This window comes from Streptomyces sp. NPDC096046 (assembly GCF_040303285.1).
Lineage (GTDB): Bacteria > Actinomycetota > Actinomycetes > Streptomycetales > Streptomycetaceae > Streptomyces.
On sequence record NZ_JBEOSZ010000009.1, the window covers coordinates 36,533 to 56,941 of the forward strand.

Genomic DNA, 20,409 nt, shown 5'->3' on the forward strand with positions numbered 1-20,409 from the left:
CGGGGATGCCGGCGAACCTTCCCGGTCTGTTGAAGAAGGGCCTGATCATGTCCGTTGAGTCTGCCGTGCGGTGAACAGGTGGCGGATGAGGCCTTGGAACGTGCTCCAGGCGGCGGGATCGGTTCCGTCGCCCATCGGGTAGTGAAGAGCGGGTTTGCCCTCCAGGCCGACGCGCGTGGGCGTGGGGCCGAGGGGCGGATGCCCGGCGCGGGTTCGACCGACGGCGTCAGCCTCGTCACCGCCGAGCGTGAACGCGACCGGAACGGGCGGGGCTTCCAGGCGCGGAGGAACCGTGAGGTCGCGGCGCGCAGCGCGCAGCGACGTGAGCAGCGTGGCGAGACCGTGCTCGGCGTCGAGTGCGGTCGCGAGTTCCTCGACGGCGTCCAGGGGCGGTGTCTCGTCACGGCCGTAGCCGAGCGCGAGGGTGATGTCCTCCTCGACTCCCGCCGGTGTGCGCAGAGCGCGGAGGGTGGCGAGGGCGGGGCGGTCGGGGTGTCCGACGGCGACGAGCCAGGTGGGCCGGGGAGCACGGGCCCGGGCCAGGTCGGTCAGCTGGCGGGTGGACCATGGGAGGTTGACCGGTTCTGCCGTGCTCCATCCCGCGGGCGGTGCGCCGGTCAGGTGCCGGAAGGCCGTTTCGAGGGCGCGCCCCAGGACGAGGTTCTCGTCGGCGGGGTGGCGGGTGCGCAGGGTGAGGATCAGCTGGCGTTCGCCGGTGTCGGGTGCGGGGGCGAAGGCCTCGGCGACCCTGGTGGTGCCCTGCTCGTCCTGTACGGGAGTGAAGGTGCCGTTCTGCCAGTGGAGTACGGCGCCGGACAGGCCGTCGTAGTAGCCGTGCTCGGGGTCCTGGACGACCCAGCGGTTGGGCAGGCCGCGTAGCGCTGTGCGGGCCGGCAGAGTGAGGCGTGCCGTGGGCGGGGTGACGATCTGCACGGCGCGGTCGGCCGTGGCCGCGGTGCCCAGGGCGTCGGAGAGCCAGCTGGTCATGGCGATCAGGGGGCGGTCCTGGATGACCACGGCGGTGGTGGCGGTGAGGACGTCCACGGCGGGGGCGGTGGTGGCGGGGGCCGGGATGGCGGAGATGTCCGTGGCAAGGTGGACGACCTCCGTGGTGGCGGCCTCCGGCGGCCATACCGTCCCGCCCAGCACGGTGGCCAGGCGGCCGGCGAAGGAGCCCGCGAGCCGTCCGGCTTCGGCGACGGCGGTGGAGGCGCGAGCCTCCGTCCACCACACCGGTCCGTCCGCTGCCGGGTGATCGAGCAGGCGAGTGATCTCGCCGGGGACCTGGACGAGGATGGGAGTCTCCACCGAGACGACGGGACGGCCGTCGGGGGCGCAGAGCTGCACGACCGCGCCGCCGGCGGTGGTGTTCACGCCGAGGTCGGGGCCGCCGGCGTAAAGGCCCGCGAGCAGGCTGGGCAGGTCCGGCATCTCGGGGGTGAGGGCGATGACGTCCTTGGTCATGGGCCTGTCTCGTCTGCGAGGGCGGTCTGGATGAGCTGGTGGGGGCGTCCGCGGCGGACGAGTGTGCCCCGGCCGGGCGGCTGCTGGGACGCGTACAGGCCGGGGAAGAGCTGGCCCTCGGTGCGGTCTCCGGTCATGACGAGGGCGGTGGTGCCGGTTTCGCGCAGGGTGGTGAGGAGGGGTTCGTAGAGTGCGCGGGAGGATCCGGCGACGCGGCGGGCGATGACGAAGTGCAGGCCGATGTCCTGTGCGGAGGAGACGTACGGCAGGAAGGGTGCCAGGGGCTGTTGGCCGGCCGTGGTGAGGATGTCGTAGTCGTCGACCAGAATGACGATGCGGGGGCCGGTGAAGGCAGGTCCGTCGGTCGTCGGGGCGTCGGGGTCCGCCGTATCCGGAAGGCGCTTCTCCAGCTCTGCGGCGATGCCGGTGGACAGTGCGCCCGCGAGTTTGGCGTTGTGGGCGTAGCCGCCACGGTAGGGCTCGGGGACCACGCCGCGCAGGCCGCGGCGGGGGTCGTAGACGCCGAAGACGAGTTCCTCGTCTCCGTGCCGCTGGACGAGCTGGGTGGCGATGAGTTTCAGCAGGTTGGTCTTGCCGCACTCGTTGTCGCCGAGGATCAGCAGGTGCTGGTCGGTGTCGAGCAGGTCGAGCAGGATCGGTGAGAGGGTCTCCTGGTCGACGCCCACGGGAATCCTGGTGGGTTCGGTGGCCGGAGTCGGCAGCTCGGCTTCGGACAGTTGGGCGGGCAGTACCCGTACGGGCGGGGCGAGTTCGCCGTGCCAGGAGGCGCGGACGGTGCGGGCGGCGCGTGCGAGGGCCGGTCCCAGATCGCCGGTCTCCGGCCGGTTGTCGATGCGGGGCAGTGCGACCTGGGCGAAGAGCTTGCCGTCGGTCAGGGCCCGGCCGGGGGCGTCGGGGGCGAGGGTCTCGGACAGTTTGCGGTCGATGGACGAGTCGGCCGGGTCGTTCAGGCGCAGCTCGACGCGGGTGCCGAACATCGACTGGGTGGCGATGCGGACGTCGTTCCAGCGCAGCAGGCCGGCCACCACGTGGATGCCGTAGCCGCCGCCGCGCTTGAGCAGATCGGCCACGGCGTCGTCGAGATCGGCGAACTCGTCCCGCAGGGCCCCGTATCCGTCGATGATCAGCACGATGTCGGTGGCGGCCAGTTCCGGCAGCCGTCCCTGGGAGCGCAGGTGCCGCAGCTGATCGACGGAGTCGATGCCGTGCTCGCGGAACACCTCCTCCCGCCTCGCCAGCATGCCGCGCACCTCGGCGACCGTGCGGGCGGCCCGCTCGTGATCGGCGCGGGAGGCGATGCCGCCCACGTGCGGCAGTCCGGCGAGGGCGGACAGGCCGCCGCCCGCCAGGTCGAGGCCGTACACGGCGACGTCGTACGGGGTGTGCGTGAGGGCCAGGGAGAGGCCGAGGGTGCGCAGGAGGGTGGTTTTGCCGGACTGCGGGCCTCCGATCACAGCTGCGTGCCCGCCGGCGACGGTCAGGTCCAGCCGCCACGGCTGCTGCCACTGCCGGGCCGGGTCGTCCAGGACACCGAGAGGGACGTTCATCGCGCCGCTCGCGTGGGTGAGGCGCACGCCGTCCGTTCCGGCTCGGAGGGGACCCGCGGCCACGTCCAGGGTGATGGCGACGGGCAGCGGGGGCAGCCAGATGCGTCGTACGGGCGGTGCCGCTGTGGCGAGTTGACCGACCATGACGGACATGACCGACGGGCCGGTTTCCCGCTGCGTGGCGACGGTTTCCTGCTTCGCCGTATCGGTCTCCTGGAGGGTGCTGTACGCCGGGTAGGGAAGGGCGAGTGGTGCGTCGGCGTGCTGGTCGCGCCGCGCCGGTCCGCGGTAGGAGCCCGAGACGTATCCGGCTTTGAAACGCTCGTAGGTGGAGGTGTCGACCTTGAGGTAGCCGAAGCCCGGCAGCGGCGGGAGGTGGAAGGCGTCGGTGGTGTCGAGGACGGTGCGGGACTCGTCCGCGGAGAAGGTGCGCAGGCCGAGCCGGTAGGAGAGGTAGGTGTCCAGGCCCTTGAGTTTGCCGCCCTCGATGCGCTGGCTCGACAGCAGCAAATGAACGCCGATGGAGCGGCCGATGCGGCCGATGGACAGGAACAGGTCGATGAAGTCCGGCTTGGCGGTGATGAGTTCGCCGAACTCGTCGATGACGACGAACAGGTGGGGGAGGGGTTCCAGGTCGGGGCGGATGGTGGCACGCAGAGCGGCGTAGTGGCCGATGTCGGCGATGTTCCCGGCGCTCTTGAGTACCTGCTGGCGGCGCTTGACCTCGCCGGCCAGGCTGGAATGGACGCGTTCGACGAGCCCTGCCTGGTTCTCCAGGTTGGTGATCACGCCGGCCACGTGGGGGAGTTCGGAGAAGGGGGCGAAGGTGGCGCCGCCCTTGTAGTCGACCAGGACCAGGGCCAGGTTCTCGGGCGAGTGCGTGGTGGCGAGCGCGAGGACGAGGGTGCGCAGCAGCTCGCTCTTGCCGGATCCGGTGGCCCCGACGCACAGACCGTGCGGTCCCATGCCGAGCTGAGAGGACTCCTTCAGATCCAGCAGCACCGGCTCGTGGCGGTCGGTGAGGCCGATGGGGACGCGCAGGAAGTCCCGCTCTCCGCGGGGCGCCCACAGGCGGTGCAGGTCGAGACCGGCCGGGTCGTCGACGCCCAGCAGCGCGGGGAAGTCGACCGGGCCGGACACGGGCGTGCCCTCGGCCGCCGACTCGGCCGACAGGCGCAGCGGGGCGAGCATACGGGCGATCCCCTCCGCGCCCGCGGTGGTCACCGCGTCGGCCGCCCCCCGGGCGCTGCTCCCGCGCAGGTCGTCCACGACGATCCGGTCGCCGTCCACGGTGATGCGCACGCTCACCTGGTCGGGCTCGTGCACCTGCCGCTGAAGCAGGTGCAGCACGGTGACGCCCATCTCCGGCAGCCCGATCGCCGAGTCGGGGCGCGGGAGTTCGGCAGCGGTGTCGCCGTACGAGTCGCTGATCACCAGCATGCGGGAGGTCAGGCGCAGCGCGTCCTTGGTTCTCCCGGACAGCCCGCGGCGCACCTCGGCCGCGTACGCGGCGCGCTGACGCAGGTCCGGGCCGCACAACCGGGCCAGTTCGGCGAGGTGAGGGGCCATGCGGCGGGCGGCGACCGGTCCGTCGTACGTCCGTGGGTCCAGGACGTGGGGCAGCCACTTGGCCCAGGCCCACGCCGGCTCGTCGCCGGTGCCGAGGGCGACGGCGAGGTCGTCCGGCGCGTGCGTCACCGCCGCATGCAGCAGCAGCGCCCGAGCGACCCGCAGCACCCCGTCCCGGTCACCGATGACGCTGACGTTCCCGGCCCGGTCCAGCGGCACGGTGAGCGGGAAGTCCGTGGCCGTGCCGAAGCGGCCCTGGAGGGCGCGGGCCTCGTTGAGCATGAACGGGTCCGGTGGGGTGAGCACACCGCCGGTGCTGTTCTGCGCGATGCCCAGCTCGTGTGCCGGTACGTCGCCGGTGCCGGCCCGCACCGAGAGGAAGTCCGCGTCCTGGCGCCGCCGCTCCCACAACCTGGCCGGGTCCCGGACGAGGTCGTACAGGGCCTCGGGCGGCGGGTTCAGCTCGCGTGCCGCCTGCCGTCGCTCCCGCTCGGCGGTGCCCAGCTCCTCGCGCAGTTCCTCCAGGTACTCCAGATAGCGCTCACGCTGCACACGCCGGGTGCGCTGCGCCTTGCCGCGCTGGGACAGGAACAGCGCCACCGCTCCGAACAGGGCGACGACCAGCACGATCGCGCCGATCGCGGCGAACCGGCTGTTGCGGATGACCGTCATCAGTACGACCGAGCTGACGACCCCGGCCATGGGCAGCAGCGCCGTGGCGGCGTTGCCGACCTTGCCCTCCGGGAGGTTCGGGGGCGCCTCGACGGTGCGAGGTGCGGCCGGAGCGAGGGGGCGGGTACTGCGGGCGGGCCGATGGACCAACTGCTGGGTCATCGCACCCTCACCGCTCGCTGCATCGCCTCGGCCGCCAGGCGGACGGCCGCGTCCCGGGTGCTCCGGCCCAGCATGGCGGTGTGGATGGGGCCTCCTTGGGCGAGGTGACGGTCGTAGGGAAGCAGGACGACGGGCACGCCGGGTTCCCGCAGGTGCGCGGTGGCCGACTTCGGGTCGATGGTGGTGTCGGGGGAGTTCGCGCTGAGGGCGACCACCGTGGTGGCCAGCGCGGAGTGCGGCAACTGGCCCAGCCAGTCGAGCACCTGGCGTGTCCCGTGGATGCCCTCGGCGGTCATCGGCGCTACCACGACCCGTGCGTGGGCGGTGTCCATCGCCGTACGTGCCACCTCGCCGGGCAGCGTCTCGCAGTCCGCCACCGTCACGGCGAAGTACCGGCGCAGCGCCAGGGTCACCGTCCGGTAGGTGCGCATGTCCATCGGGGCACCGACGCGCCCCTGGCTCGCGGGCAGCAGCCAGCCACCATCGGCCACGGGCGCCAAGTAGCCGGTGATGTCGGTGAGCTGCATCGCGGGCGTCAGGATCCGGGCGAGGTCGGCGCAACACCAACGCACGGTGTCCACACCCATCCGCACCGGAAGCGTGCCGAGGGCCGCGTCCGCCTCCAGGGTGAGCACCGGGTCGTGCCGGTAGTGGTTGAAGGTACGGCCGAGCAGCGCGGAGACCGTTGACTTGCCGACACCGCCGCGGATCGAGGTGACGGCGATGACCCGCCCGGTCGTGACCGGCTGCTGCAACTCCTGCGCCAAACGCGTCTGTTCGGCGACCTCCTGGGTGGCGGAGGCGGTGAGGCGGCGCAGGGAGGCTCCGGCGCGGCGTGCGGCCGAGTCACCGTGCTGCGGGCTGCCGAGGGCGACGGCGAGGCGGGGGTCGACGGTGGGGTGGGATTCGGGGGCCGGGGCCGGGACGTGCGGGACACGGGCCCGGTGGGGAACCGGTGCCGGGGGAGGAGCAGAGGCGGGGGGTTCGGCGGCAGCGGCCGACGCTGCCGAGGGCTCAGACACGGCAGGGGTAACCGGGGCCGGATTCCCGTCGATGAGCTCGTGCAGCACGTCGCGCTGCCAATCCCCGCCTCCTGCCACGCCGGTCACCCTGTCCTAGGCGAAGGTGCCGAGCAGCCGCCCGTACACCCCGAACGCGCCGATCACCAACGGGAACAGGGCGATCACCGCCGCGGACTCCAGAAGGTCACCGGTCCGCCGCAGCCGCACCCGCACATGCTCGGCCGGCTCCACGGCCAGCAGCACCAGAGGAACGACGGCGAGCAATCCGAGCACGGCGACGGGACCGACGGCCCCCGCGGCGTGGTCAGCCCACACCACGACGAGCCGCACCGCCACGACGGCCGCCGCGACGAGCAGCACCACGACCTCGGCGGTCAGTGGAAAGGCACGCGCACGCAAGGCGAGCACGACCATCACGACGATGGCGAGCGACACCGTCCACACCGACGCCGTGCGCAGAACGAGGACGCCGGCAGCGCCCGCGGAGGCAGCGAGCGCCACGGTGGCCAGCACCAGCCCGCGGTGAGTGGCCGCGAGCGCCGTCCCCACCTGGTAGCGGCTCACCGACACTCCGCCCGTACGCCGGTCGTCCAGCCCGCTCAACCCCGACGCCATCAGCGCGAGCCGCGGCAGCGTCCCGAGGACGACGACGGAGACGACGGCGAGCAGCGCACCGACCCGCGCCTGCTGGGTGGCGGTCTGCGCCCCGCCCTGCAGCCCGAGGGCCGCTTCCCACGCGACCAGGCAACCGGCGACGGCCCCGGCACCGATCAGCGCACCACGCCCCAACGGCGTGAACCATCCGGCGAGCACCAGCGCGAGCGTCACGCCACCCGCGACACCCGCCAGCCGCATGGCACCGTTCCAGCCGTAGGCATCGGCGCAGGTCCACGCGCCCAGGACGGCCAGCGCGGCGGCCGTGACGATCAATGTGGCGGCGAGCGCGTGCCGCCGGGCGCGCCCGAGCAGGACACCGGCCATGGCGCATCCCGCGGCAACGGCGAGAAGCCCGGCACCGACGGCGGACAGCGCGAAATGGTTCCGGGCCAGGAGCCCGGCCGCCAAGGCCCACAGGACGGCCGCACACCCGGCGACGGCGCGCCGGACCGCGGGCCGCCACCGCCAGAGGCGCAGGTCGAGATCGTCGGCGACTTCGTCGGTGACGTCATGGACGACGGGCGCGGACGGGGCGTCCTCCACCCGGACGAGCCGCAACACGGCCCCGTCGGCCACGCCGGCCGACTCCAGGGTGCTGTCATGCGCGAGCGCGGAGCCGTCAGGGGTGAGCAGATGCCGCAACTCGGGCCGGTCCCCTACGCGGTCGTCCAGGAGTCGCATGACCTCCGGCAGCAGGACCCCGACCGGCTCCCGCGAAGGCAGCACGAGGTCGACCCGACGCCGCTCACCGACCAGGGTGACCCGGCTCAACGCCGAGCGGTTGTCGGCCGCCGGACGACTCAAGTACCCCGTGGAGATCACGCGTTCGAACCTATCACCGAGATGAAGGGGCAGACGGGGCAGAAGTGGTGGGGGAGTTCTGCCCTGAGGACGGCACGGCTGCGCCGTACGGGCTCTTCCCGATGATCCGGTGCGACACGAACGACCACCCCACGCACCCTGCGCACACCACCGCCGCGATCACGATCCCGGCGAACATCTTCCCCACCCGCTCGTCGAGCGACCGCCGCTGCCGCTGCGCGCCGAAGAGGAGGGCGTCGCGGAGGCGACGGCGGCGGACGGAGACCGACTCGAGGAGCTGGTTGTCGTAGTCCTGGGCTGTCACAGTCTTCGGTCACCTGTTCATCCGGGGAAGCTCAGCATTCGATCTGGGCACACGCCTCACACCGGAAACTCGCCTACCCAGGTCCGCCGCAGTAGGTGATGGGGCAGGTAGTCGGATTCGACTTCGATGGGGAAGCCTGCATCGTAGGCGAGACATGCCATGGCAAGCGGGCCGAGGGCGAGAGAGCCGACGAGGTCTGCCGTCCGATCCTCGTTCGCGGTCCAATAGGCCTTGTGCAGCTCCAGAGCCTCGACCAGTGCAGCACTGAAGCCTTCGTGGTCCTTGCGCAGGAAATGGTAGAACAGGTTGATCGGCGGATAGAGGACGTTCTGAAGAAGGTCCCTGGGGGCGACGGTCGCCACTTCAGGATGGGACGTCTCGATGGCAGCGGTCAGCTTCTCGATCAACCCAGACTCTTCGAGCCAGTAGGTCTGCAGTGCATCGACCCAGTGGTAGGCGAACTCATCGCCCTGGGCTCCCGAAGCGCGTAGAACCTCAATGGGGATTCGGCACATCTGTGTCATTCGTGCCTGGTCGCGGCAAATGATCACGAAATACAGCGACGTCAACCAATTGCCCGCGTTGGCGTAGGGCTGGGGCCCCGTTGCCGGTAGCGTTCGTACCTCGTCGACGATGCGGCGTTGAACGGTGCCCTCTGTGGCTGCTGCCGCAGCGAATGCCGCTTCACCGACCTGCATGGCGCTGACCGTGGCCTCCCATGTCTCCAGGAGATTGGCCCGCGGGTTGGTCTCAGCCCGTGCTTGTACGAGCAGGAGCGCCTCGTTCAGTGCCATACCGAACAGCGTGGGCGACTGACCCAGGTCCTGGATGCTGTCCTTCAGCTCGTCGGCGAGGTCCCGCACAGCGGCATCGTCCAACTGCTGCGGCCTGCTGTGCCGCGTTCCGGCCACGGAAGGATCCTCTCGCAGTCTCACGGCGAACTCATTCGCCCTCAGTGATCCGAGAAGCCAGGTGCAACGTAAGCTCCGCGCTAGCCAGCATCCTGGTGATTTCGACAGGCAGATTGTCGAACTCTGCTCGAACGACATCAGCAGGGTCAACCCTGCGTGTTTCAGCGTCCCGGCCCGCCGCTTCGATGACGTAGCGATAGCCGCGCGGTGTTGTGGAGTCATCCACAACACGCCAGTGTGCACCATGCCGTCGGATCAGGAAGTCCGCCACGTAGGACATCAGATCACTGTGAAGCGTGATCCAATCCGATTGCTCGAATTGCTCCAACGGGAGACGCGACACGTAATTCTGCAGGGCTGGAATCAGGGTCAATGGGTCACTGGCGTAAGTTTCCGGAGGCACCCCCAGCATGTCGGCAATTCCAATGATTGTCCTGCGCCCCTCCTTGATCCACTGTTCGAGATTCGGGCCGGGGGTATTCGTCCTCGCCATATCGTGCACCTTCCGTGGCGACCGAGCTTAATCCTTAGGGGCAGGTCCGTATTCAACGAATACTATACGGGCCTGCATCAGGTAGTTTCTGAGGGCTTGAGACGGCGGTGCGTGCATGAACACCCAGCGCGGATCGTACTTCGGGTCTAGTCGCCGCAGAGTGAGGTCCTTGTTGATCTGCTCAATGATGCCCTTGCTCAGCGGCACTTCCCCCTTGACGACCTGATTTGTTCCGTCTGCGAGCTTAATCGTCCGGAATTCAAGGTAGTGCTTTATCTCTACGGCTAGGGTCCGCCCGTCCGGTAGATCCACGGGCACATCTACTTTACGTCCCCCCGGGGCCTCTACAGGGTAGTAGGGGTGGTCATGAGTCGGAACCCGGAAGTGACGCTCCGCGCCACCCCCATACATTTCCCGGCCTATCTCCTCGGCCATGGTGTAGCGATGGCGTCCGCCACGAAGCGCGCGCAGTTCGCGGAGAGACAGCTGCGCCTCGCCGGGAGGCAGGGTAGGACGGGAGAAGTCAGGCTCGCTGTCTCCTCCACCGTGCTGTTGTGCCTCCGGAGAGGAGCCCGTGTCGTCGCCGGTACCTGGTTCCTCGTGCCCGTCGGGTAGTTCCTGAGTATCCGCACGGGCTGCTTCGTAGCCGCGGAACGATTCGTGGGAACTGCCGGAGTCAGGTCCTTCTGGCCCAGCTGTGCGCTCTGTTCCCTGCCCAGCGCGGCTGACTGCGGACGAGTCGCCCTGGCCAGGGGCCATGTGGCTTGTGCCCGCCGGGCCAGCACCCGATGCGGTCGTGTTGTCGCCAGTGGCGTGCGTAGTTCCGGCGCGGCCAGATGTCGGGCCTGTACTGCTGCCTCCGCTGGGCGCCTCGTGGCCGGCTCGCGGCGGGAGATGCTCGCCAGTCCCAGTCCCAGTTCCAGCCCTCGGCGCCCGCGACGTCGCCCCGACTCCGGCGAACTCCCGTTCGGGAACCGGCGGCATCTGCTCCGGCGTGGCTTGGGCTCCGACGGAACGTTCCCGCAGGGGCGCATCGGTGATGACCTCGGCGTCCTTGAGGACCACGAACCTGCCATCCTCGACGACGAGCACGGAACGCCCCGAGGCGTCCGAGAACTCCAGAACGCTGTGCGGGGTGCCCAGTGCGGGGACGCTGTTGACGCCGCGCAAGCTCTCCGTCACCTGGGCGATCCTCGGAACGGCATGCCCCGTCACCTTGACCGCGGCGCCGAGCGGGTCGATGATCTCGCCGACCTTCGCGACCGTGGCAGCGGTCCTGGCGGCTGCGCCGGCCTTGCCGGCCGATGCCACCTTGAGCGGGCCGACGCCCAGGGTGAGTCCGTTGAAGACGACGGTGGCCGCGGCACGGGACGGGTTCTCCTCCCACATGTCCCAGGCGACGAAGCCCTTGGCGAACTCCTTGGCGTATCCCTTGCTCTCCTGCGCGAAGTCGGACGCGAAGACCCCGGTCGGCTTCTGGCCACCGGACTCCATGAGGTAGGTCTCCGCCCCGACGATGGCCCGGACCAGGCCTTCCCAGGCCTGGCCCGCGCTGTCCGAGCCGTGGAAACCGGCCAGGGTCGCGAGACCGTCGACGGTGCCCCAGACGTTGTCGACGACGATGCCGTCCCAGAAGAAGCTCTTGGCGTAGTAGCCGAGGTCGTCCGGGTCCCACCAGTCGTGGGACTGGGTGACCGGTGTGCCCCAGGGGAGTCCCTCGGCCTGGTCCAGCACTTCGGCGCTGTAGCCATAGAGCTCCGCGCCGCGCGGGATGAACTGCTTCGCGCCTGTGTTCATCACGAACTGGGTGCCGCCGACCAGTGCCGTGATCTTGTTGTTGCAGGCGATCTCGGCAGCGGCGAACGCCGCCTGCGCGGCGTTCACGTCATGCATCAGAGCCTGGTGTTCCGAGACCTTGTCCGCGTCGTCGGTCCAGTTCTCGTCGAACGCCCCGCTGTCGGTCTTCAGCCCCGCGACGAACGTGGTGGCCTGGCTCTGCAACTGCTCCAATCGCCTGGCGATCGGGGCGACTTCCGCCGCGTACGTGCGCAGTGCGTCGGCCACCGTGGCGACCTTGTCCCCGAACCTGTCGGCGGCATCGCGCACCGGCTTGGTGGAGGCGAAGAGGTCTTCTGCCTCTGGCGCCTGGTAGAAGGCCGACAGCCCCTGGAACTGCCGATGGGCCTCCCCGCCGGCCTGGCGGATGCCGTCCGCCTCCTCGCGCAGGGCGTCTGTGTGCTGTTCCAGCCGGCCGAGATCGCCGGTGAACAGCGGAATGGACTCCGGCTTGATCACAGGCGGCCGGCCTTCCAGCCGCCAGGCATGTCAGGCCTGATCAGTCCAGCTGCCCGATGCTGCACCTCGGCAGCCATCTCCAGGTCACCGTCCCGGTACGCCACCGTGGCCTCCACCGCGCCACCCACCGACTTGCCGACGCGCTCGCCGATGAACTTCAGCTCGTCAGCGGTGCCTTCCATGAACTCGGCGAGCGCTGCGGCGACCAACCCGGTCTGCCCCTTGTGATCGCCACCCGCCCCGCCTTGAGCGAGCGTCCCCGCCGAGGTGGCCGCGCCCTGCACGTCACCCGAGTACGCCTGGACGATCTCGTCCAGGACCTTCATGACGTCGCTCACGTTCGAGACCACACCTTGGACCCCGGACGGAGAGATGTCCCACGCAGGCATGCGTCAGCCCCCGTTCCCTTCCCCCTGTTTACTGCTCTGCGTCAGCCGATGTTGTCGACGGCCGCCCGTGCCCTGGCCAAGGTCGTCTGCGCGGTCCCGTCGTTCTGCTCCATGGTCGTGCGGACCAGCCGGATGATTTCGCGGACCTCACCGGCGGCACGGTGCCAGCGGGCCTCCTTGCCGTGGTACTCGTCGGCGACGCCATCCGCGGTGAAGTCGGCCATCGCAGCCTTCACGGCGCGGTCGCGGTCGGTCAGGACGCGCTCCAACTGCCCGATGACGGAGTGCAGGCTGATCTGCACCTCGCCGGAGGCGCCGGTGTCGTACGAACGGCGGTCCAGGTTCTGGCCCATGGTCGGATTCCCCCTCGGAAACGGTGACAACGGTGACGGTGAAGGTGGCTACGGCGGGCGGCGGGCGGCGGACGGCCGGCGAAGGCGCGGCTCGTGCGCGGCCCAGTGGTCAGCGCGCGCCGAAGCGAGCCGCGTCGAAGTTGGCGGCACCCATGTTCTGATGGGCGTTGTCCTCCAGCTCCACGTCACCGGTCCCGAACGCGGTGTCCATACCGGACTGGCCGCCCAGGATTGCGCTCAGCGAACTGTTCAGTGCAGCCGTGATCTCGTCGGCGTTCAGCTTGAAGGTGTCGAACGCGGCCTTGCCTGCCCCGTTGAACTTTCCTTCCAGCGGCTCCGCTGCCTGGAGCAGCCACTTGATCAGCGTGCCCAGATCTTCACTCGACCCGACGGTGCTCTTCCCGAGCTCCGACAGGGTGGTCGACCCCATGTCGAACTTCATGCCCCTACCCCCGTAAGCGTGTTGCGAAGTGGCGCTGTGCGATCACTGCAGCGTACTCATGCGGTGCGTGTGACACACGTTCGTCGAACATCTTTCCGTACCTGGTGTTGCAGGCGCAACGCAGATGAGACTGAACTGGCTTGACCTCGTAGGTGGATGCCCGGGGTCCACTTACTCGCCAGCTTTTCCAGGACGGCCACCTCCTTCGGGGTCGCCGGAGCCGGAACCGGCAGGGAGGGACCGCGTTCGGCCCAGGGCTTGCCCTTGAGTCCGTCGCGCACCTCGCGGTCGGTCTTGGTCCGCCTGATGTAGAGGTGGTCGAGGTCGGCGACCTTGTAGTTCTTGGCGTCGGCGATAGCCGCCGGATCGAGCATCTCAATCAGCTCGGCGAAGGACTCGGCGTTGCCGTTGTGCGGGGTGGCGGAGGCCAGGATCAGCGCATCGGTCTGCTCGGCGAGGCGGCGGGCGAGGCGGTTGTTGGGGGTGCCCATCAGAGCCCGTCGTGCCCGGGCCGGACTCGTCCCCAGCAGGCGCAGGAGATCGGCACACTGCCGGGTCACCTCCTCCAGAGAGGGGCGGTCCTCCGCCTTGTGCGCCAGCATGGCCGTCACGACGGGAGCGAGTTCGTCGGGCAGCCCGGACAGGTCGGGGCCGATCTCGGGGTTGACCACCTGCGCGGCAACCGCCTCCCAGCGGGCGCCGTCGTACGGGTAGTGCCCGGTCGCCGAGTAGAGGAGTACGGTGCCGAGGCCGTACACGTCGGCTGCCTGCGTCGCGTCCAGTTCGCCCAGGGCCTGTTCGGGCGGCATGCAGCGCACCGTGCCGATGACCGCGCCGGCCTGCGTGAGCGACCCCTTGGACGCCCCGAAGAAGGCGCCGAGACCGAAGTCGATGATCACCGGGCCGAAGTCGCTGAGGATGACGTTCTGCGCCTTCAGATCCCGGTGCAGCAGACCCGCGGTGTGTACGGCGGCGAGCCCCTCGGCCAGCAGCGCGCCCAGGCTCGCCACGAGTGACGCGGTCAGCGGACCCTGATCCCGAACGACGTCGGAAAGGGGGCGGCCGGGGAGGTAGTCCATGGCCAACCAAGGCTGTTCGGCGAACGGATCCGCGTCGATGAAACGGGCCACACGGCCCGTTCCCGAGATCGTCCGCGCGATCGTCGCCTCGCGTTCGAACCGAGCGCGGGTGTGCGGATCCGTGCGGTCCGGCCGGATCACCTTCACGGCGACAGGTTCACCCGCGACGGAGTAGGCGAGGTAGAACCTCTCCCATCCCGCCCGCGCCGAGCCGCCGCTCGACCAGGTACGGCCCTATTCGTAAAGGCAGAGTCGCGCCGTTCACCGCACATCCCCATGACTCCCGCAAAGTTTGCAGGACCGTACAGCCTACTTACTGATCGTGGCCGTACAAGTGTCAGACCAACTCGACGAATCCGGCCCATGCTTCACGCGACACCGTGAGAAGGGGGCCGGTGACGTTCTTGGAGTCCCGGATGTGGACGGCGTTCGTAGCGGTCGCGACCTCTACACACTGGCCGCCCTCGGCACCGCTGTAGCTGCTCTTGAACCAGGCGAGGCCAGAGGTGACGGTCGAGGACTCGGCATTGTTCATAGCGATCCCAGCAACCCTTCGACGAACTCCGGTGACTCCCGCGGAGTGAGAGCCTGTGATCGGATGATCCCATAGCGTGCGGCGGAGAGAGCTGCCTGTTTCGGATCGGTTTCGAGGGTGCTGGTTCCCTGCGCCTCGGCGTACACGAACTTCTTGCCGTCTGTGCGCGTGACGACCGTGAACGGCCCGTCCACGCCCGCGCTCTCCATGCAGTCGAGCGGCATGACCTGAATCTCGACGTTCTGTTTCTGGCCGACCAGGAGGAGCTGTTCCAACTGTCCCTGGAGGACGTCTCTACCGCCGTACGGGCGTCGTAGCACCGACTCGTCCAGCACGAAACTCAGCAAGGGTGCCGGGCGCCGGTCAAAGATGTCCTGCCGGGCCAGCCGCGCGATCACGCGCTGCTCGACGGTCTCTGGATCCAATGGAGGGCGCCGCATTCCCATCAACGCCCTCATGTACTCCTCGGACTGGAGCAGGCCGTTGACAACGAGCGTGTCGTACATCAGCAGCTCAATGCACTCCTTCTCCAGCGCCGCCATCCCTTGAAAGAACCCCGGATACTGAGCCCGCTCCACCTCCTCTTTCCACACGCTCAACAGCCCACCCGCGTGTAGCACTTCATCCGCACGGTCGATCGTCCTGGGCGACGGGATTCTCCGTCCCTGCTCGTACGAGGCGACGGTCGCGGCCGAGTACCCGATCCGCTTGCCGAACTCCTCCCGGTCCATGCCCTCCCGCAGGCGCAGTGTCTTCAGGTTCTTGCCGAACGCGCAGACCACGCCCTTCCCGGCCTCGTCCTCCGGCCGCCGCCCCACCCCGCCGTCGCCGCTCTCCCAAGCGTCTCCGAGACTCACAGCCGCTCCACCGCCCCCGCCCGCCAAGGCGTCCGCACCCGCACGCTCCGTCATCCCAGCCACCGCCTCCTCGGCCCAACGCCCGCCCCCGGACGCCGTCACGCCGCGCATCTCGTACCAGGCCGCACACCGCGCGTACAGCTGCACCGCGTCTGTGCGTCACCACTGGTGACGCTACGCCACCAACGGGACCGTAATCAGCGTGATGACCAAGCCCGACAGCACCAGCAGCAGGACCGAACTCGGCGACCCGGGGGAGACCGGACGCGTCTTCGAGATGTGCTTCACCTCCACGCCCCGCGGCGCCCGCCTCGCCCGCCGCCTGACCGCCCTCCGGCTGGACGAGTGGGGCACCCCGTACGACTCCCCTCCCCACGACGACCTGCTCCTGATCGTCGCCGAGCTGGCCGCCAACGCCGTCCGCCACGGGAACGTCGCCGGCCGGGACTTCCGCCTCCGTGTCCACGCGATCGACGACGGCGGCACCGTACGCGTCGAGGTCACCGACACCCGCGCCGAACGCCTCCCTCGCCGCCCCGCCGCCCACGACACTCCGGACGTCGAGGAAACCGGCCGGGGGCTGCTCCTCGTATCGCACCTGGCCGCTCGCTGGGACTGGCACCCGCGCCCGGACGGACCGGGCAAGACCGTCTGGGCCGAGTACGCGCTCGCGAAGTAGTCACGTCATCAGGGCGGTTCCTGACTTGCTCCTCTCCTGGTCGCACGAGCACCGGTCGAGGAGCCGGGCGCTCAGGCTGTCTCCCGCTTCTCCCAGCGGTCCCGGAACCACGTCAGGGTCTCGGCGAGCAGCTCGCGATTGCGGTCCTTCTCCAGCACCGAAAGACGGAAGCTGGGACGCAGCTCCAGCTTGCCCTCCGGGATGTCGACGCCCTCTATTTCGTTGAGCCGACCGAGGAGCTCGACGCGCAGCGCGCGGTCGGTGAACGGTTCACGGGCGGCCAGGTGCTGGAACACCACTTCCACCGTGCCGCCGCGCCCGGTGCCCGGATAGATCGTCAAGGGCCAGATACCGCGACCGGGTGCGCCCGCCGCACCCAGCATGAGGTAGGCGCTGGTCGTGACCTGGCCCGCCCCGTGGCCGATCCAGCCGCCGAGTTCCTCCCAGCGGGTGAGGAGCGCGCGGACGGCCTCCACCGTCTCGGGGGAGTCGTCCGCCGAGAGCTGACGGAAGAACCTGTCGGCGCGTGTTTCCTCGCCGTTGCCACCACCCGGCGGGCGCTGTGTGGTGTCCTCGCCGTCCTCGTCGTCGGCTTGGCCGTCGTCCTCGGGGATGAGCACGGCGAGGTCGTCGGCCGTGAGACGCTGCGCCGGATCGGCGGCTCCGTTGACCGTGAACCGGACGCCGTCGGCGATCAGCCGGGAACGGACGTCGCCCCCTTCGTCCTCGGGCGTCCAGCGGAAGCCCTCGGAGACCTTGCCCTCGGAAGTGAGGACCCGGTACGCGTTGGCCACCCCCGGCGTGCTCGCCAGGTGGTTTCCCACCGCCTGGGCGCCGGAGCCGAGGAACGCGGCGAGATCGCCGTACGACGTCCACGTGCCGTGGGGGAGGGCCGCGAGCACCTGGTGGGCCAGGTGCCAGTCCCGGCTGCGCTCCGCGCGACCGACTCCGCGCAGCGGAGCGGGCCACAACGCGATCGCACGGTCGGAGAGTTCGCCGGCGCGGGCGAGGATCTCCTTCGCGCCCCAGCGCTCGGTGGCGGCGATACGGCGGTTCATCTCCAGGTGGCTGCCCTGGAGTAGACCCTGTTTGCGCTCGAAGGGGTGGTTCGACAGCTCCGAGTTGACCGCGGTGAGCGTCAGGTTTCCGAGGGTGTGGTGCAACCGGGAGTGCAGGTCCTCGGCGCTCTCTCCGTCGGCCGCCTCCTCGCCCAGCATGCGCAGCCACTCGTCACCGGGCGACTGCGGCATGACGTGCTCGATGGTGAGCTGCGCCGCGGCGAAATCCACCGGCTCGGGATGCTCGTAGCTCTCCTCCAGCCGTTGCAGCACCATCTTGCGCTGCTGGGAGCGTCCGAACTGGTAGAAGGGCGCCTTCTGGATCTTCTCGCGCAGCTCGTCGTCGTCGGGCCAGAACCGGTTGGCGGCGGAGAGCAACTGGTGCAGTCCGTCGGCGACGGGCACGTCGAGCGGGAGCTGCCCGGGCACGGCCTGGAAGATCCGGTTGAGGTTGTTGGTCGGCACCCGGCAGATCATCCGGCGCACCAGAAAGCTCTCGATGTACGACATCGCGCGGGCCGTGTCAGCCGAGTCGAGCTCCCCGCGCTCGCGCCGGTCGAGCAACAGCATCAGCGCGGGGTAGGTGACCTGGGCCTGCCAGGCGTCCAGGCGGCGCAGATGAGCGCGGACCGACGTATCCGGCTCCTCCTCGGGGTGGAGCAGGCGGCGGAAGAGAGCGGCACGGCGGTGCAACTCCCTGATGTACGCCTCGATCTGCGTCTCGCTCGCCTCGCCGCGTTCGAAGCGCTGCTGCTGGGCCGCGTACAGGTCCTGCCGGCGCACCCGGTCGTCCCCGTCCAGGACCAACTGGAGCCACATGAGCTGTTCCAGCTCCTCGTTGCTCAGACTGTCCTGCAGCGGAAGCCAGTAGGTCTCGTAGACGTGCTCACCGCGGGTGTGCAGCTTCATGAACAGGTAGTTGCGCAGCAGGTCCGCCTGACTGAGCTTCAGGCCGGTGTTGTTGAGGGACTCGAAGATGCGGTGCACGTTGTCGCCGCGCTCCGCCGTCACCGCCACCAGCGTGAGCCGGGACGTGATGGCCTGCTCGATCCGGAACACGTCCTGCGGTGCTGCCGGATCCGCTGCCTCGACCAACTTGCGGCGGAAGAAGCCGTAGGCCGCCGCGACGCTTCCGCCGGGGGACTGCTCCGCGAGCGGGCCGCGGATGTACGCGGCGAACTGCGCCCGGTCGGCCTGGGTGGGTAGCAGCCGGAAGTGGTCGCTACCGCCCTTGCGTTTGTTGATCAGGTATTCCTCATCGATGCGTTCGGCCTCGTCGGGCTCTGAGTCCCTGATGTGATCGCGGACGGCAGCCAGGGCGATGGACAGTGTGGTCAGCCTCTGCTGACCGTCGACGACGAGCCAGCGGGGGAACGTCGCCTCGTTCTGCGGTGACGGTGCGAGCACCACGGACCCCAGGAAGTGGGTACTCGCCTTCTCCCCGTGCTCAAGCAGCTCGGCCTGCTCCAGGATGTCGCTCCACAACTGCCTGAGCTGCTTCTCCGTCCAGGAGTACGTCCGCTGGTAGAGCGGTACTTGGAACTGCTGGGCCCTGCCCTGCACGAGGTCGGCGAACAGCGTCTCCTTGGCCTGCATCGTGGTCCCCCTTGACGTTGATGCGGTCGTGGCACGTGGGAACGACCATATGGCTTCCCACCGACGGCCGTGGCCTATCGCCCTTTGCTCTTCGTCCTGCACCTGGACGCCGGCCGATGCGCCGTCGGGGCGCGTTGGTGAGCTGACGGCCGCCGTGAATGACCGGAGCAGGTTCCCCTCCACCAGCGACTGTTCCCTCTCAGGGACGCACCGGCCTCCAGAGTCATCTCGACCGTGGTCACCCGCCTCGTCGACCAGTGAGCGGAGGAGGCGCTGAGCGGAGCGCGGAGTCCGTCGTAGCGGCACCGTGCACAATCCCCGCGACGGACCCCCCACCCTCCCCCGTAGAGCAGACGACAGGAAGTTCACCGGGAGAGGAACAGGACGTGGCAGGGCACAGGGGCAGACGCGTCAGGAGTACGGCGGCCGCGGTGGCGGCGATGGCGGCGCTCACCGCGTCACAGGCACCGGGGGCGGTCCCGGCGCGGGCCTCCGCACCGGCGCCCGGGCAGGCACCCGCCGGGGACGGACCGAGCGTGTCCGGCGACGCACCGTACCGCACCGAGCTGCCGCCGCTGCGGACCGGGAAGCCCACGGGCGGCGGGGCGGCGGCGGAGGTGGGCGGGGCGCTGCCGGCGAGCGTGTTCGCCGCCTATCGGCGGGCCGAGGACCGGCTCGCGCGCGAGACGCCCGGCTGCCGGCTGCGCTGGCAGCTGCTGGCGGCGATCGGGCAGGTGGAGTCGGGGCAGGCGCGGCGCGGAAGGGTGACGTCGGACGGTACGACCGTGGCGCCGATCCTCGGCCCGCGGCTGGACGGCGTGGCCTTCGCGCTGATCCGGGACACCGACGGCGGTGTCCACGACGGGGACACGGCGTACGACCGCGCGGTCGGGCCGATGCAGTTCATCCCGTCGACCTGGGCCCGCTGGGGTGCGGACGGCAACGGTGACGGGCGTACGGATCCGAACAACGTCTTCGACGCGGCACTCGCCGCCGGACGGTATCTGTGTGCCGGTGGCCGGGACCTGTCCGTCCCCGCCGAGCTGGACCGGGCGATCCTCGGCTACAACCACTCGACGGCCTATCTGCGCACGGTCAGGGCCTGGTACACGTACTTCCTGGAAGGGCACCGGGTGGTGCCGGACGGCTCCGCCGGGTCCTCCTCCGCGCGCCCGGAGCCGTCGCGGCCGGCCACTACGCCGAAGCCGTCGCCGACGTCCTCGGCCCGGCCGAGTGCCCCGCCGGCCCGTACCCCGTCGCCCCCCGCCTCCCCGGCCCCGGCCAGAACCCGCCCGGCCACCGAACCCCAGAAGCCGGACGAGCCACGACTCCCCGCCCCGGAACCGGACTTGGAGCTCACCGCCCCCGACCTGCTGCCCAGTGGCGCCCCACTCACCAGTAACAACGCGGACTCGATGACCGCCTCCCCCTCCACAACCGTCGATACTGGGCGGTAATGTCGCCCACCGCCGGACAGCACGG

General features: G+C 69.9%; 17 protein-coding genes. 2 read left to right on the forward strand and 15 right to left on the reverse strand.

All coding sequences use genetic code 11. The features are described 5' to 3' along the window. Positions 1-45 precede the first annotated feature (45 nt). From ABTX62_RS10625 to ABTX62_RS10690, 14 genes are all read right to left on the reverse strand, one after another. The gene (locus ABTX62_RS10625; RefSeq protein WP_352115808.1) at positions 46-1,464 is read right to left on the reverse strand and encodes a DUF6177 family protein; all 1,419 of its coding nucleotides are present in this window, start codon (positions 1,462-1,464) and stop codon (positions 46-48) included. Beyond that, positions 1,461-5,435: a type VII secretion protein EccCa gene (eccCa, locus tag ABTX62_RS10630; RefSeq protein WP_352115809.1), complete on the reverse strand. Its 3,975-nt coding sequence runs from the start codon at positions 5,433-5,435 to the stop codon at positions 1,461-1,463. Before eccCa ends, ABTX62_RS10625 begins: the two co-directional genes overlap by 4 nt. After that, complete coding sequence (locus ABTX62_RS10635; protein ID WP_352115810.1) at positions 5,432-6,535, reverse strand: CpaE/TadZ family protein; 1,104 nt, start codon at positions 6,533-6,535, stop codon at positions 5,432-5,434. The genes eccCa and ABTX62_RS10635 overlap by 4 nt, the downstream gene beginning before the upstream one ends. 15 nt (positions 6,536-6,550) lie before the next feature. Then, on the reverse strand, positions 6,551-7,936 hold the full coding sequence (eccD, locus tag ABTX62_RS10640) for a type VII secretion integral membrane protein EccD (protein WP_352115811.1): 1,386 nt from the start codon (positions 7,934-7,936) through the stop codon (positions 6,551-6,553). A 13-nt stretch (positions 7,937-7,949) separates the two neighbouring features. Continuing rightward, complete coding sequence (locus ABTX62_RS10645) at positions 7,950-8,240, reverse strand: hypothetical protein (protein WP_352115812.1); 291 nt, start codon at positions 8,238-8,240, stop codon at positions 7,950-7,952. 56 nt (positions 8,241-8,296) lie between these two features. Then, complete coding sequence (locus ABTX62_RS10650; RefSeq protein ID WP_352115813.1) at positions 8,297-9,151, reverse strand: immunity 49 family protein; 855 nt, start codon at positions 9,149-9,151, stop codon at positions 8,297-8,299. Positions 9,152-9,182: 31 nt separating this feature from the next. Then, positions 9,183-9,644, reverse strand: a complete 462-nt coding sequence (locus ABTX62_RS10655; RefSeq protein ID WP_352115814.1) for a hypothetical protein — start codon at positions 9,642-9,644, stop codon at positions 9,183-9,185. Positions 9,645-9,671: 27 nt separating this feature from the next. Continuing rightward, positions 9,672-11,939 (reverse strand): hypothetical protein, encoded by a 2,268-nt coding sequence (locus ABTX62_RS10660; protein WP_352115815.1) that lies wholly within the window; start codon positions 11,937-11,939, stop codon positions 9,672-9,674. After that, complete coding sequence (locus tag ABTX62_RS10665) at positions 11,936-12,328, reverse strand: DUF6507 family protein (protein WP_352115816.1); 393 nt, start codon at positions 12,326-12,328, stop codon at positions 11,936-11,938. Before ABTX62_RS10665 ends, ABTX62_RS10660 begins: the two co-directional genes overlap by 4 nt. A 41-nt stretch (positions 12,329-12,369) precedes the next feature. Beyond that, the gene (locus tag ABTX62_RS10670) at positions 12,370-12,681 is read right to left on the reverse strand and encodes a pore-forming ESAT-6 family protein (RefSeq protein WP_352115817.1); all 312 of its coding nucleotides are present in this window, start codon (positions 12,679-12,681) and stop codon (positions 12,370-12,372) included. Between the two features lie 109 nt (positions 12,682-12,790). Beyond that, complete coding sequence (locus tag ABTX62_RS10675; protein ID WP_352115818.1) at positions 12,791-13,123, reverse strand: hypothetical protein; 333 nt, start codon at positions 13,121-13,123, stop codon at positions 12,791-12,793. A 56-nt stretch (positions 13,124-13,179) separates the two neighbouring features. Further along, positions 13,180-14,349: a protein kinase domain-containing protein gene (locus ABTX62_RS10680; RefSeq protein WP_352115819.1), complete on the reverse strand. Its 1,170-nt coding sequence runs from the start codon at positions 14,347-14,349 to the stop codon at positions 13,180-13,182. A gap of 190 nt (positions 14,350-14,539) precedes the next feature. Beyond that, positions 14,540-14,737, reverse strand: coding sequence for a DUF397 domain-containing protein (locus tag ABTX62_RS10685; RefSeq protein ID WP_030950791.1), 198 nt, complete (start codon positions 14,735-14,737; stop codon positions 14,540-14,542). Next, on the reverse strand, positions 14,734-15,648 hold the full coding sequence (locus tag ABTX62_RS10690; protein ID WP_352115820.1) for a helix-turn-helix domain-containing protein: 915 nt from the start codon (positions 15,646-15,648) through the stop codon (positions 14,734-14,736). Before ABTX62_RS10690 ends, ABTX62_RS10685 begins: the two co-directional genes overlap by 4 nt. 151 nt (positions 15,649-15,799) lie before the next feature. On the opposite strand from ABTX62_RS10690, the gene ABTX62_RS10695 reads away from it, so the two are divergent. Then, the gene (locus ABTX62_RS10695; protein WP_352115821.1) at positions 15,800-16,273 is read left to right on the forward strand and encodes an ATP-binding protein; all 474 of its coding nucleotides are present in this window, start codon (positions 15,800-15,802) and stop codon (positions 16,271-16,273) included. Between the two features lie 71 nt (positions 16,274-16,344). Here the strand turns inward: ABTX62_RS10695 and ABTX62_RS10700 are convergent, their stop codons facing one another. Beyond that, positions 16,345-18,927: a GmrSD restriction endonuclease domain-containing protein gene (locus ABTX62_RS10700; RefSeq protein WP_352115822.1), complete on the reverse strand. Its 2,583-nt coding sequence runs from the start codon at positions 18,925-18,927 to the stop codon at positions 16,345-16,347. Positions 18,928-19,367: 440 nt separating this feature from the next. Between ABTX62_RS10700 and ABTX62_RS10705 the strand changes: the two genes are divergently transcribed. Then, the gene (locus ABTX62_RS10705; RefSeq protein WP_352115951.1) at positions 19,368-20,384 is read left to right on the forward strand and encodes a lytic transglycosylase domain-containing protein; all 1,017 of its coding nucleotides are present in this window, start codon (positions 19,368-19,370) and stop codon (positions 20,382-20,384) included. The last annotated feature ends 25 nt before the right edge of the window (positions 20,385-20,409 follow it).

Bases quoted from the DNA above. Each gene is read 5' to 3' on its own strand.
- ABTX62_RS10665 (WP_352115816.1), bottom strand. From the start codon at position 12,328: ATGCCTGCGTGGGACATCTCTCCGTCCGGGGTCCAAGGTGTGGTCTCG.
- ABTX62_RS10670 (WP_352115817.1), bottom strand. From the start codon at position 12,681: ATGGGCCAGAACCTGGACCGCCGTTCGTACGACACCGGCGCCTCCGGC.
- ABTX62_RS10655 (WP_352115814.1), bottom strand. From the start codon at position 9,644: ATGGCGAGGACGAATACCCCCGGCCCGAATCTCGAACAGTGGATCAAG.
- ABTX62_RS10695 (WP_352115821.1), top strand. From the start codon at position 15,800: ATGACCAAGCCCGACAGCACCAGCAGCAGGACCGAACTCGGCGACCCG.
- ABTX62_RS10705 (WP_352115951.1), top strand. From the start codon at position 19,368: ATGGCGGCGCTCACCGCGTCACAGGCACCGGGGGCGGTCCCGGCGCGG.
- eccCa (WP_352115809.1), bottom strand. From the start codon at position 5,435: ATGACCCAGCAGTTGGTCCATCGGCCCGCCCGCAGTACCCGCCCCCTC.
- ABTX62_RS10625 (WP_352115808.1), bottom strand. From the start codon at position 1,464: ATGACCAAGGACGTCATCGCCCTCACCCCCGAGATGCCGGACCTGCCC.
- ABTX62_RS10675 (WP_352115818.1), bottom strand. From the start codon at position 13,123: ATGAAGTTCGACATGGGGTCGACCACCCTGTCGGAGCTCGGGAAGAGC.
- ABTX62_RS10685 (WP_030950791.1), bottom strand. From the start codon at position 14,737: ATGAACAATGCCGAGTCCTCGACCGTCACCTCTGGCCTCGCCTGGTTC.
- ABTX62_RS10690 (WP_352115820.1), bottom strand. From the start codon at position 15,648: ATGACGGAGCGTGCGGGTGCGGACGCCTTGGCGGGCGGGGGCGGTGGA.
- ABTX62_RS10700 (WP_352115822.1), bottom strand. From the start codon at position 18,927: ATGCAGGCCAAGGAGACGCTGTTCGCCGACCTCGTGCAGGGCAGGGCC.